Origin of the sequence: Flavobacterium micromati (genome assembly GCF_900129585.1) — a bacterium.
Classification (GTDB): Bacteria; Bacteroidota; Bacteroidia; order Flavobacteriales; family Flavobacteriaceae; genus Flavobacterium; species Flavobacterium micromati.
Map to the genome: position 1 here is coordinate 283,346 of NZ_FQWF01000001.1, position 13,242 is coordinate 296,587.

Here is a 13,242-nt window from a genome sequence, read left to right on the forward strand (position 1 = left end):
ATTTACTATTCTATAATATCATACAAAATCGGTTTACTCGGACTCGCATCATTTTCAAAAGAAGCAATTTGTAAATTCAAAAAATAATCTCCATCTAAAACGGTATCTGGAACAAAAATCATTTCTGTAATCGTACAATTTGTTCGAGCATCTTCGTTCAGATTATCAACATCGTTTACATTCCAAAACGCTTTATGCGCTGCTAATTTTCCATCATCCTTTTCCTTATCAACACTTGGCAAATCAATCAGTAAGTGCTCGATTCCGCTTTCGCAAATGAAACGCGCCGCATCCTGATGCAAATAAGGCGGATTTGTATTGGAGTATTTTTTAGACAATTTGCTAGTTTTATTTGGAATAGTCCTGATGACAATGGCCTCTGGATTGGAACCATTTAGTGCATTTTGAATTTGAATTCCTGTAATTACAAAATCGCCATCTATTTGCTCAGGTTCAATCGAAATCAATTTGGCTGTAAAAAAAAACTGTTTCAGACATTGATTAATAGAATAAAACTCTCGGGTAATATGACCTAAACATTCTGTGTGAGTGCCGTGACCGTGCGGATTAAACTGAATAGTATTAAAATTAGTAGAAGCACCTTTTTTTACACTTCCTATCCATTCATCAAAAACTACTGGTTCAATAGTTGGCTTTTCAATATACCAAGCTATTGGATTTTCGTCACTATTAGTTAGTGGAATGGAAATATCAATGGGTTTTGATAAATTGACTTTTACGACTTGATTTTTGTGTTGAATTGTTGCCTGCACTAGATATTTTTTCTGCCACGAAGGCACGAAGACTATATAAAAATTTTATTTTTTTGTGTCTTCGTGCCTTTGTGGCGAATTAAACTTATTCCAAATTTAAGTAAAACAAATCACTTGCAATTCCATCGGTCAAAAACTTTCCTTTTTTTGTGGGTTTTAGAATTCCATTTTCAATAAAGAGTAAATCATCATCTAGGAATTTACGTGCTTGCTTATGGAGATAACTTAAATAATCAAGTCCAAATTCCTTTTCAATTTTATCCAAAGAAACTCCCCATATAGTGCGCAAACCTGTCATAATGTATTCATTATAGCGATCTGAAATTGAAAGTATTTCTAATTCATTTGGTAATTTATCATCCTGAATAGACTTCAAATAAATGGAATTATTAGAAATATTCCAACTTCTAGAAACTCCATTGTAACTATGTGCCGAAGGACCAATTCCAATATATTTTTTACCCAACCAGTATGCCGAATTGTTTCTTGAAAAATAATCTTCTTTTCCAAAATTCGATAATTCGTAATGAATAAAACCTTTGGCTTCTAGCATTTCGACTAAAATTACAAAATGTTCAGCAGCAACTTCATCTCGTGGTGCTGCAATTTTTCCGGTTTGAATTAGTTTTTTGAGTGCCGTTTTAGGTTCCACGGTCAATGCATAACTGGAAATATGTGGAATTCCAAAACTTAATGCAGTTTCAATATTTTGTTTCCATTTGTCATTACTCATATTGGGAACACCGTAAATCAAATCGATCGATATATTATCAAAATACTTTGTGGCTTCTTCTAAACATTGCATCGCTTCCGCCGAATTGTGAGCACGATTCATCATCTTCAAATCGTCTTCAAAAAACGACTGAATTCCAATACTAAGTCGATTAATTCCAATATCACGATAATCCTCAAAAATGCTTCTCGACTGCGCTTGAAGAGACAATTCGGTTAAATCATCTGGATTTGCTTCGAGGGTAATCTCTACATTTTTAGAAACTTTATAATTTTCATATACTGTATCGATCAAAAATTTTAACTCTGAAACCTGCAATACACTTGGCGTTCCTCCTCCAAAATAAATCGTCTCAATTTTATTGTAACTTCGACTGCAATCGAGAAGCTCGAACTCGCTTTTACGCATTTGAATTTCTTTGGCTAAAGCCAAAACCATATCATCTTTCTTTTTCATAGATGTCGAAAAATGAAAGTCGCAATAATGGCATGCTTGCTTGCAAAAAGGGATGTGGATGTATAGAGCCCCTCCCGTCCTCCCCAAAGGGGAGGTGCTAGAATGGGAATATAACTGTAAATTACTTGTTTCCATTTTTTTTACTAGGCACATTTATAGACAAACTATTTCCACCTTGGACTCCTCCCCTTTGGGGAGGCTGGGAGGGGCTATTCTGTTTCACAAAAGCATCCCAACCCGTATAACTTTTTTCGCCTGTCACTTTTCCTGAATTAAAGAAATGACAAACTGCGGCCGCTAAACCATCGGTTGAATCTAGGTTTTTTGGTAATTCTTTGAGTCCTAAAAGCTGTTGCAACATTTTTGCAACTTGCTCCTTTGTAGCATTACCGTTTCCAGTAATTGCCATTTTAATTTTTTTTGGTTCGTATTCGGTAATTGGAATATCTCTCGAAAGTCCAGCTGCCATTGCCACTCCTTGCGCACGACCAAGCTTCAACATCGATTGCACATTTTTACCAAAAAAAGGAGCTTCGATAGCAATTTCGTCTGGATTGTGGGTGTCGATTAACTCAATCGTTCGTTCAAAAATGATTTTTAGTTTTTGATAATGATTATCATACTTGGATAATTGCAGTTCGTTCAGTTGCAAAAATTCCATTTTCTTATTGACAATTTTGATCAAACCAAAACCCATTATTGTAGTTCCTGGATCAATTCCTAATATGATGCGTTCGTTTGCCATTTTGTTTTGGGATCATTTTTTTTTAGCCACAAAGGCTCAAAGACACAAAGATTTTTATTAAACCGAGTTTCAAGAAAAATACCTAGAGACTCGCAAACAAACCTTAAAATCTCGGGAAGGCTTTGCCATTTTTTTGTGAATCTTTGGGAAACAGCTTCTGCGCTCTTATTTTTCCTTTACTTTGCACTCATGATTTTAATTCCCCACAAAACTAAGCAATTCCTAGTACTTCTAATCAAACTTTTGATTGTAGGCGGCGCGTTTTATTTTATCTATAATCAACTAGCAAATAACGACAAACTCGATTGGCAAAAATTCATTGTTTTATTCCAAAAAAATCAATCCGTTTTAGGGATAACTTTCATTTTAATTTTGAGTATATTAAATCGATATTTTGAAATCTTAAAATGGCATAATTTAGTTCAGTATATTCACAAAATAAATGTCGCTGAAGCCACAAAGCAAGTTCTTGCAGCGCTCACGGCTGGACTTTTTACTCCAAATGGCGTAGGTGAATATGCGGGAAAAGCATTGTATTTTGAAAAAAAAGATACTAAAAAAGTGGTTTTTTTAAACCTCATTTGCAACGGAATCCAAATGGTTTTGACCGTTATTTTTGGAATTTTTGGATTACTCTATTTTAATACGCAATATGCTGTGATCACTCCGCAAACTGTTGCCGTGGTTTTTGGAATAATCCTTTTACTTTTTATCGTTCTATTTTCAGTTAAAAAAATAAAAATCAAAGGCTATTCGATAGAAAAACTAAATTATAAGATTAACGAAATTCCAAAATCAATTCACCAAAAAAACATATTCTTAGGAATTTGCAGGTATATCGTTTTTTCCCATCAATATTATTTTCTCTTTCTAGCTTTCGATGTTGATTTACCTTATTTAACTTTAATTGCAACCATTTCATCAGTCTATTTTTTAGCTTCTTCTCTGCCTACATTTCAGTTTTTAGACTTTGCTGTGAAAGGGAGTGTTGCGGTTTACTTTTTCGGAATTTTGGGAGTAAACGAATGGATTGTCATTTTTATTTCGACGTTGATGTGGTTTTTAAACGTGGTTTTGCCTGTGATAATTGGAAGTTACTATGTGTTGAATTTTAAAAGCAATAGCATCCATAAATCGGAATCTTTGAGCGAGATTAATTTAACTACAAAAGAATGACTGCGCTAATTTTAGGTACCATAATCTTTATTTACATAGTTGCGATTGCGCTTTTAATTTACGGCTTCAATAAAGTAAATTATTTTGATCTCTCTAGCTTAACGCCAGTCCCGAAGGATGTGGTAACAAAATTCACGATCATTGTTCCATTCCGAAATGAAGCGCACAACTTACCATCTTTACTAGAAAGTTTTGCAAAACTTAATTACCCAGCCCACCTATTTGAAGTTATTTTAGTAGATGATGAATCAGAAGATAGGTTCGCGACTGAAAAAACCGAATACAAAATCCAAATTATAAAAAACAAAAGAGTTTCTAATTCTCCGAAGAAAGATGCCATTACAATCGCAATGCAGTATGTTACTAGCGATTGGGTGATTACCACTGATGCCGATTGTATGGTCCCAGAAAACTGGTTGTTGACATTAAATAATTATATTCAACGAGAGAATGTCGCTATGATCTCAGCAGCAGTAGCTTATCAATGCGCTGATTCCTTTATTCACCATTTTCAACAATTAGATTTAGCAAGTTTACAAGGAGCGACGATAGGAAGTTTTGGGATTAAAAAAGCATTTATGTGCAATGGTGCCAACTTTGCTTACACTAAATCTATTTTTGAGAAACTAAATGGCTTTACTGGAAATGACAAAATAGCAAGTGGTGATGATGTTTTTTTATTACAAAAAGCAGTGGAACGTTTTCCAGAGCAAGTGCATTATTTAAAATCCAATGCCGTGATTGTGACTACAAAACCGCTAAATGATTGGAAATCTCTATTTTATCAAAGAGTGCGCTGGGCCTCCAAGACCAGCTCTTATCAAAGTGCTTTTGGAAAATCTTTAGGACTACTTGTTTTTGCTGGAAATCTGAGTATTATTACCAGTTTAGGATTAGTTTTCATCGGTTACTTATCTTGGATCACTCTTTTAATGTTAGCACTAACAAAATTTATTTTTGATACCATTTTAATTTCTAAAGCAAATAATTTCATGACATCAACTAAAATGCGCTACTTAATTTTGAGCAGTTTTTTGTATCCTTTTTTCAGCGTTGGAGTAGCACTTTATTCTCTATCAGGAAAATATGAATGGAAAGGAAGGCGATTTTAGGCTGCTTTATCCGTTAGGTAAAATAACTAATAGATGACACAATTGTATTATTCACCTTTTAATATTACTGGAAGAATAAATTGGGTTTTCACAGGAATTCCGTGTTTAATTGCGGGATTGATTTTTGGGAAATCAACTAAGCGAACTTTTAAAATACTATCAATCTTAGTGCGGTCATAAACCACTGAATCAGTTGGAAATTGTGGTTCAAATTGCATCGTGGCATTAGGAAATATAGTAACTTTTACTTCAATAGTATCTAGTTTGGGAATTAGAACAAAAAGTGTATCGATGCTTAATTTTTCCTGAATCAATCGCGTTAAAACTTCAAAAAAACATTGTTGCCGCTGCTTTTTATTGTCAATCATGTCGCAATCAATAATTGATGGATATTCATCAACTTCATTCCAGTTTATGGCTTTCAATTCCTTTTGCAATAATTCCTTCTCGGAAGGCACTTGCTTTTCGAAATATTGGCAGGAGGCGAAAAGTACGATTACTAAAATGAGATAATAATGTTTCAAGATTTTTGTTTTCAATTAAAATATAATGGATAAAAATACAATTATTTTATTTAAAGGCTTTAGGCAATTTATTTTATTGAAAAAAATTTAAATAAAATTTTATAAGTGCTGTTTTCAGCGACAACATGAGCATTTGCAATCCCTAAAATAGTGAACAAAAAAGTACAAAATTAAATTACATATTTGGTATAATTTTACAGATACCTTTGGTGACTAATTTGTATTTCGAAATTTATAAAAAAATTATGGATATTTTACTTTTAACTTTTGGTTTTATTTGCGTTTTCGTGGGACTGATTGGGAGTTTTTTGCCTGTTATACCAGGGCCAGGTTTAAGTTGGATAGGATTAGCGCTTCTGTATTTTACTGATGCTGTTCCAGCTAATTATTGGATTTTAGGAATAGCATTGGCAGTAACTATCGTATTGACAATTTTGGATTATGTAATTCCTGCACAAGGCACGAAGAAGTTTGGCGGCAGCACTTACGGCGTATGGGGAACAAATATTGGTTTGATTATAGGAATATTTACTCCAATTCCTTTTGGGTTTTTGATAGGTCCGTTTTTGGGAGCTTTGATAGGTGAATTAATTTATGATTTTAAAGATCACAATAGAGCCATGAAAGCAGCTGCGGGATCTTTTGTCGGCTTTCTAGCATCTAGCTTTATAAAATTTATTGTCTGTATGATGTATTTAGGAATGTTTTTGTGGATAGTTTGGCAGTATAAATCACAATTGTTTTAATGTGGCCTTAAAACCAAAAAATGACAGCGACGCCTGAAGTAACTATTTCAAAGTCTTTGTAGTTTTAATTCATTATTATATTATATTTGCGGGAATATTGGGGAATTAGCTCATTTGGCTAGAGTGCTTGCCTGGCAGGCAAGAGGTGACCGGTTCGAATCCGGTATTCTCCACTAGCATAATCAAGCACTTACAGAACTATTGTAAGTGCTTTTGTTTTTTTACTGCAACTATACCGCAACATTTAGTATTTTTGTAAACATGAAAAGCACTGAATCATATCCTTTAGCATATTTTGAATATTGAACAAAAAATGAACTTTACTTTAGGATTATTTTTGTTGGTGATTAATGGACTGATAAATTTATTTTGTAAAAATTGCCATTACTTTTTGCGTAAATACCTTTTGGAATGCCCTGTTTTTTAGTAATATATTGTCAATATCAAAATTTGTGCTAAATCAAATATTAGCGGAAGGAAAATAAAAGACTTATTTATAACACCTTTTTGTGAATGAATTCATTTACAGTATCTCTTAATGTTATACCTTTGTGCTTCGATATAAAATAAACAATGTCTAAAAAGTTTTACATAGTGTTATTAGTTTTACTAGGTTTTTTTATGACTCCTGGCATTGCTTTGGCTTGTGGAACAAAAACAGAGAAGGCATGTTGCAAAAAAAATACCCATTTAGAAAAAGATAAAAAAGAATGTTGTAAAAAAGAACAGTCTTCAAATGAGAAATCACATGAAGGTTGTGCTGGGGCTTGTAAAAATTTGACTTGCAGCAATTCAACCGTTTATTTAGGAATGACTACTTCTTTTTACCACGAATTAAACAATCAATTATTTAGTTTTTCTACTAAAAAACAAAATCATTATTACTCAGAAATTTTTATTTCCTCCCATTTCCTTTCAATTTGGCTTCCACCTAAAATAAGCTAAATTCTTTCGACGACAGCCAAAAAACTGTCTCTTCAACAGTTTTCAAGCTGTAAAAAATCAATTAATTTTTAAGTCAATTACAATTTTGTATCTAGCTCAATATGCTATTTTTAAAATTTGTTTTGCAACTAAATTTATTAAAAAAGAAGCCATCTGTTCTTCTATCAGTTTTGATATAGCTTTTGACAACAAACTTAGTTATCATTTTCCGTACACACAATTAGACGATACGACTAACTATAACTTGTCTTGTGGTGAGTTGATGTATCTATAAAAAATACACCCGTTGCCATAAAGACAGGAATTATATAATTAAATGTTGCGTACAGCTCCCAATAAGTTTTACTAAATTTAGAAAATACTTTTTTAATGTCTGTAAATAAAGCAGCAAAAACAACAAAATAAAGCCCGTAAAAGGCTCCAAAAAAAAACAATAATCTAAATACCTAAATTTTAAGAAAATGAAAAATATAATTAGTTCAGCCATTTCACTGGCATTCGTATTAACTTCTTGTAACCAAAAAAGTAAAGAAGAGGAAACAATTAATTCCCAAACTATTGAAACCGAATCTCCGTTTGTAAGCCCAACTCCGCAAGACACCACCAATGATGTTACTAAAACAAAACCGGAAACAACGGTTCCAACGGCCAATCAGTCTTCTTTTTCTACCAATGAAATTGTTAGTGACTATTTGAAACTAAAAAATGCCCTTGTTAAAGACGATTCAAAAGCGGCCGCAAACGCGGGTAAAAAATTATTAGTAACTTTAAACAATACAAATGCTAATTCCTTGGATGCCAAATCAAAAAAAGAATATGTTGATATCGCAGATAATGCCAAGAAACATACAGAACACATAGGGGATAATGCTGGTAAAATTGACCATCAAAGAGAGCATTTTTCCCTTTTGAGCAAAGACATAAATGATTTAATAAAAACTTTTGGAACCACACAAAAATTATATCAGGATTACTGTCCAATGTATGATGAGGGTAAAAGTGGCTATTGGATAAGTGAAATTAAAGAAATCAAAAATCCTTACTATGGTTCCCAAATGCTCACTTGTGGTGGAATAAAGAAAACATATTAAAATGAAAACAATCATCAAAAGAATAGTACTCTCAGGCGTTGTTATTCTTTTGTTGATGCAATTGTATCAACCAGTTCGTAATTTAGATTATGGACCGGTTTACCTATCCATTTTACCAAAATGTATAATGTTAAATCAAATGTAAAAATCATTTTGCAGACTTCCTGCTATGATTGTCACAGCAACAATACCCTTTGTATTCCTACATTCAGCCTGCAAGAATGTTGCTGGATAGTCACAATAAGGAAGGAAAAGAAAATTTGAATTTTAGTGAGTTGGGTAATTATTCTCAACGTAAGCAAGGGAATAAATTAGATAGAATTATAAAACAAATAAAATCAGAACAAATGCCTTCACATTCGTACACATTTATACATAGAAATGCTAAACTTACTAAAGAGAATAAAGCATTGTTGATGCGATGGATGGAGAGAACAAACGATAGTGTTTCAAAAGAAAATTAAATAACATGGTAGAAAAACTCATATCATTTTCTCTAAAAAATCGGGTAATTGTATTACTTGTTTCCGCCTGTTTATTTGCCTGGGGAATTTATAGCGTCCAGCAAAATCCTATAGATGCTATTCCCGATTTATCAGAAAATCAGGTTATTGTTTTTACCGAGTGGATGGGAAGAAGTCCACAGGTTATTGAAGATCAGGTAACTTATCCTTTGGTTTCAAACCTACAAGGGATTCCAAAAGTAAAGAACATTCGCGGTTCATCCATGTTTGGGATGAGTTTTGTCTACATTATTTTTGAAGATGATGTAGATGTGTATTGGGCGAGAACTAGGGTACTGGAACGATTAAATTATGCGCAACGATTGTTACCTCAAGATGTTGTGCCCACCTTAGGCCCGGATGGAACTGGAGTGGGACATATTTTTTGGTACCATTTAGAATCGAACGGGATGGACCTGGGAGAGCAAAGAGCTTTGCAAGATTGGTACGTGAAATTTGCATTACAAACCGTCCCTGGCGTGGCTGAAGTTGCTTCATTCGGAGGTTTTGAAAAACAATACCAATTGGTTTTAGATCCTTTAAAAATGCAGTACTATTCTGTGAGCATGATGGAAGTGATGAATGCGGTCAAGGCGAATAACAATGATGTCGGCGGAAGAAAGTTTGAAATGAGCAACATGTCTTACATTATTCGCGGACTTGGTTACATCAAAAATATAGAAGACGTAGAAAATATTGCGGTTAAAAATTACAATGCGGTTCCTGTGCGGGTAAAAGATCTGGGCTCAATACAAATGGGAGGTGATTTGCGTCTGGGTATATTTGATGAAAACGGAACAGGCGAGGTAGTTGGCGGAATAGTAGTAATGCGCTATGGCGAAAATGCCGATAATGTAATAAAAGCGGTAAAATTGAAAATGAAAGAAGTCGAAAAAGGATTGCCAGAAGGCGTAACTTTTAAAACCTCGTATGACAGAAGCGAACTAATAGGAAAAGCAATCGAATCAGTAAAGGGAACTTTATTGGAAGTGATGATTACCGTTTCTATTGTTATTCTTGTTTTTCTTTTTAATTGGCGGAGCGCGCTAATTATCCTGATACAATTACCCATATCTGTTGCCATTGGGTTTATTTTACTACAAGCTTTTGGAATTTCATCTAATATTATGTCATTGACGGGAATTGCCTTAGCAATCGGTGTTGTTGTAGATGATGGAATAGTTATGGTGGAGAATGCCTACCGAAGTATTTCAGAAAGACAAGAAGAAATAGATAATAATCAACAATCGGCTGAATAATGAAAGGCTTTTTAAAAAACATATTCAAAAAAGAACACGACCCATTATCTTCCGAAGAAAAACTGAAGATCATAGAAAAATCATCCAAGCTGGTTGGTCCGGGTGTATTTTATTCTACGATAATTGTAATCACTTCCTTCTTGCCGGTCTTCCTTTTGACTGGTATGGAAGGTAAATTGTTTAGTCCATTAGCTTACACAAAATCCTTTATCCTGATTGTCGATGCCTTTATAGCCATTACTCTTACGCCTGTTTTAATCAGTTACGTATTAAAAGGAAAACTTCGTCCCGAAAATAAAAATCCAATAAATAGAAAACTAGAAAGTATTTATACGCCCATTTTGACTTTTTGTTTAAAATGGCGAAAATCATTGTTGGGAATCAATATCCTTGCCTTATTAATTGGAGTTTTAATGTTTACCCGCTTGGGTTCAGAATTTATGCCTCCTTTAGATGAAGGTTCCATTCTGTTCATGCCTGTAACTTTACCTGATGTTTCCAATTCCGAAGTAAAACGAATTTTGCAGGTTCAGGATAAACTAATGAAATCAATACCAGAAGTGTCCCATGTTTTGGGAAAAGCCGGAAGGGCCAACACAGCTACTGACAACAGTCCGATAAGCATGATTGAAACGATTGTTTTGCTTAAACCCGAAGGAGAATGGAGAGACGGTAAAACAAAGAATGATATCGTAACAGAAATCAACAATAAACTGCAAATACCTGGCGTAACTAATGGTTTTACCCAACCAATCATAAATCGTATTAATATGCTTTCCACTGGTATCAGAACCGATGTGGGAATAAAAATTTACGGAGCAAGTCTGGATACCATTGATGCCTTATCCCAAAAAATTAAGAAAGCTTTGGAAGGAACGGAGGGTGTTAAAGATTTGTATGCCGAACCCATAACCGGCGGAAAATATATTGATATTATAGCAAAGCGCGAAGCTATTGGAAGATACGGACTTTCGATTGACGATGTAAATACTGTTGTCGAAGCTGCTATAGGTGGAATGAAACTGACCACAACGATCGAAGGACGGCAACGCTTTTCAGTAAATGCTAGGTATGCACAAGAATATAGAAATAGTATTGAAGCATTAAAAAAACTCCAAGTGCAAACCATGCAGTTTGGAGTAATCCCATTGGAAGCGATAGCCGATATACAAATAAGTGATGGACCACCGATGATCAATAGCGAAAACGCAATGCTTCGTGGTAGTGTTTTGTTTAATGTTCGCGAACGGGATTTGGGTAGTACGGTAAAAGAAGCACAGGATAAGTTAAATACGATGATAACAAAAATGCCCAAAGGTTATTATGTCGAATGGAGCGGTCAATGGGAAAATCAAATTAGGGCGAACAAAACACTAACAATGATATTGCCTATTGTTCTTGTTATTATATTTCTTGTTTTATACTTTACTTATAATTCGATGAAAGAAGCCTTGATAACGATGATCACGGTACCATTTGCCTTAATTGGAGGAATATTTATGGTTTATTTTTATGGCATCAATTTATCAGTGGCAGTGGCAGTTGGCTTTATCGCGCTGTTTGGATTGGCAATAGAAACAGCCATGTTGATGACCATTTATTTGAATGAAGCCATGAATAAAATGGTAGAAAAATACGGAAATAGCAAAGAAACGATTACTGAGGATATTTTACGACAGTATATTATTGATGGTTCGGCCAAAAGGTTGCGACCAAAACTGATGACGGTTTCCGTTTCGTTGTTTGGCTTAATACCTATTCTTTGGGCTACTGGAACAGGTGCCGATGTGATGCTTCCTATTACGGTGCCGCTTATTGGAGGGACGATAACCTCAACTATTTATGTTTTATTGGTAACACCAGTTGTTTTTGAAATGGTTAAACTACGTGAATTAAGAACAAAAGGTAAAATTGAAATTATAGATGCTAAAGAATAAATATTTTCTCGTTCTGAGTTGTTTGGTTCTAAATGTGACTGTTATGATATCACAAACGCTATCATTAGATACTGTTTTGGCTAAAATAAAAACAAATAACCCTCAATTAAAAATGTACGATGCTGATATTCAAAGCATGGATGCAGCCGCAAAAGGCGCTAAAAGTTGGATGCCACCGCAGGTGGGTACTGGTTTCTTCATGACTCCTTACAACCCAAAATTGTGGCAAGCAGACGCAATGGGACCCGGCATGGGGAGCTATATGTTAGGCGTTACTCAAATGATTCCAAATGCTTCAAAACTAAAAGCCGATTTTGATTACATGAATGCGATGTCTTCTGTGGAAGCCGAAAACAAAAACTACACTATTAATCAATTGAATGCTGTGGCAAAAACCAATTATTACCAGTGGATCGTAATTGATAAAAAGATCAAAATTTCCAATAATAATCTATTGCTTTTGGACTATATGATTAAAAGTATGGAAATAAGGTATCAGTACAATATGGATAAATTATCCACATATTACAAAGCAAAATCACAATACAGCAAATCGCAAAGTATGATAGTAATGCTCGAAAATGATATATCTCAAAAACGGATAATGCTAAATACCTTGATGGCAAGAGATAAAAATACCGCTTTTGAGATCGATGCAATCTATAAAATAATTGATTTCGATCCGATGGGATCAGATACCACATCACTTTCTGAAAATCGAAGCGACCTAAGAGCCATCGAAAAAACAATTGCCGTAAATCAATTAAAAATAAAAGCCGAAAGGACAAAATTCTTACCCGAATTCGGAGTTAGATATGAACACATGTTTGCCTTTGGACAACAACCGCAACAATTCACTTTAATGGGAATGATAAATATACCAATGCCTTGGTCAACTAGAATGAATACAGCCAACATCGATAGTTTTCAGATAAAAAACGAAAGTCTCAATTGGCAAAAACAAATGATTTTGAATGAAGCTACAGGAATGATTTCAGGGATGAATACTGAGTTGGTAAACGTAAAAAAACAATATGAAATTGCCGAAAAAAGTATTATCCCAGCCTTGCGAAGAAATTATGATACTGCAATTTTAGCGTGGCAAAATAACACGGGAGATTTATTTGTAGTTCTAGATGCCTGGGAGGCTTTGAACATGGCGCAAATCGAGGCGCTGGATAAATTACAAACGATTTTGAATATACAAGTTGAGATAGATAAACAATTGGAAAAAAAATAGTT

General features: G+C 34.2%; 13 protein-coding genes, 1 tRNA gene and 1 pseudogene. 11 read left to right on the plus strand and 4 right to left on the minus strand.

Going from position 1 to position 13,242, the window contains the following annotated elements; translation table 11 throughout:
* Positions 1–5 precede the first annotated feature (5 nt).
* The 3 genes from BUB42_RS01195 to ruvC form a co-directional block, all read right to left on the minus strand.
* Positions 6–773, minus strand: coding sequence for a cyclase family protein (locus tag BUB42_RS01195; protein ID WP_073016741.1), 768 nt, complete (start codon positions 771–773; stop codon positions 6–8).
* 85 nt (positions 774–858) lie between these two features.
* On the minus strand, positions 859–2,097 hold the full coding sequence (gene hemW, locus BUB42_RS01200) for a radical SAM family heme chaperone HemW (protein WP_084118258.1): 1,239 nt from the start codon (positions 2,095–2,097) through the stop codon (positions 859–861).
* Positions 2,084–2,707 (minus strand): crossover junction endodeoxyribonuclease RuvC, encoded by a 624-nt coding sequence (gene ruvC / locus BUB42_RS01205; protein ID WP_244533853.1) that lies wholly within the window; start codon positions 2,705–2,707, stop codon positions 2,084–2,086. The genes hemW and ruvC overlap by 14 nt, the downstream gene beginning before the upstream one ends.
* 189 nt (positions 2,708–2,896) lie before the next feature.
* On the opposite strand from ruvC, the gene BUB42_RS01210 reads away from it, so the two are divergent.
* Both BUB42_RS01210 and BUB42_RS01215 read left to right on the plus strand, forming a co-directional pair.
* Positions 2,897–3,883: a lysylphosphatidylglycerol synthase transmembrane domain-containing protein gene (locus BUB42_RS01210; protein ID WP_073016381.1), complete on the plus strand. Its 987-nt coding sequence runs from the start codon at positions 2,897–2,899 to the stop codon at positions 3,881–3,883.
* Positions 3,880–4,995 carry a glycosyltransferase family 2 protein gene (locus tag BUB42_RS01215; protein ID WP_073016383.1) on the plus strand — a complete coding sequence of 372 codons (1,116 nt, stop codon included), beginning with the start codon at positions 3,880–3,882 and terminating at the stop codon, positions 4,993–4,995. The genes BUB42_RS01210 and BUB42_RS01215 overlap by 4 nt, the downstream gene beginning before the upstream one ends.
* Before the next feature lie 47 nt (positions 4,996–5,042).
* Here BUB42_RS01215 and BUB42_RS01220 read toward each other — a convergent pair whose 3' ends face one another.
* The gene (locus BUB42_RS01220) at positions 5,043–5,519 is read right to left on the minus strand and encodes a hypothetical protein (RefSeq protein ID WP_073016744.1); all 477 of its coding nucleotides are present in this window, start codon (positions 5,517–5,519) and stop codon (positions 5,043–5,045) included.
* A 245-nt stretch (positions 5,520–5,764) separates the two neighbouring features.
* On the opposite strand from BUB42_RS01220, the gene BUB42_RS01225 reads away from it, so the two are divergent.
* The 9 genes and pseudogenes from BUB42_RS01225 to BUB42_RS01265 all read left to right on the plus strand — a co-directional run bounded on the left by BUB42_RS01225 (position 5,765) and on the right by BUB42_RS01265 (position 13,240).
* Positions 5,765–6,265: a DUF456 domain-containing protein gene (locus BUB42_RS01225; RefSeq protein ID WP_073016384.1), complete on the plus strand. Its 501-nt coding sequence runs from the start codon at positions 5,765–5,767 to the stop codon at positions 6,263–6,265.
* A gap of 99 nt (positions 6,266–6,364) precedes the next feature.
* Positions 6,365–6,438: transfer RNA gene (locus tag BUB42_RS01230), tRNA-Ala, on the plus strand.
* A gap of 400 nt (positions 6,439–6,838) precedes the next feature.
* Positions 6,839–7,210 carry a hypothetical protein gene (locus tag BUB42_RS01235; protein ID WP_073016386.1) on the plus strand — a complete coding sequence of 124 codons (372 nt, stop codon included), beginning with the start codon at positions 6,839–6,841 and terminating at the stop codon, positions 7,208–7,210.
* Positions 7,211–7,671: 461 nt separating this feature from the next.
* Positions 7,672–8,301: a DUF3347 domain-containing protein gene (locus tag BUB42_RS01245; protein WP_073016390.1), complete on the plus strand. Its 630-nt coding sequence runs from the start codon at positions 7,672–7,674 to the stop codon at positions 8,299–8,301.
* Position 8,302: 1 nt separating this feature from the next.
* Positions 8,303–8,446 carry a hypothetical protein gene (locus tag BUB42_RS16620; RefSeq protein ID WP_244533854.1) on the plus strand — a complete coding sequence of 48 codons (144 nt, stop codon included), beginning with the start codon at positions 8,303–8,305 and terminating at the stop codon, positions 8,444–8,446.
* Positions 8,422–8,765: pseudogene (locus BUB42_RS01250) on the plus strand (heme-binding domain-containing protein). Before BUB42_RS16620 ends, BUB42_RS01250 begins: the two are co-directional and overlap by 25 nt.
* Before the next feature lie 5 nt (positions 8,766–8,770).
* Positions 8,771–10,063, plus strand: coding sequence for an efflux RND transporter permease subunit (locus BUB42_RS16800; RefSeq protein ID WP_073016391.1), 1,293 nt, complete (start codon positions 8,771–8,773; stop codon positions 10,061–10,063).
* A complete protein-coding gene (locus BUB42_RS16805; protein ID WP_073016393.1) occupies positions 10,063–12,000 on the plus strand; it encodes an efflux RND transporter permease subunit in 1,938 nt (645 codons plus the stop codon). The genes BUB42_RS16800 and BUB42_RS16805 overlap by 1 nt, the downstream gene beginning before the upstream one ends.
* A 43-nt stretch (positions 12,001–12,043) precedes the next feature.
* Complete coding sequence (locus BUB42_RS01265) at positions 12,044–13,240, plus strand: TolC family protein (protein WP_244533855.1); 1,197 nt, start codon at positions 12,044–12,046, stop codon at positions 13,238–13,240.
* Positions 13,241–13,242 lie beyond the last annotated feature (2 nt).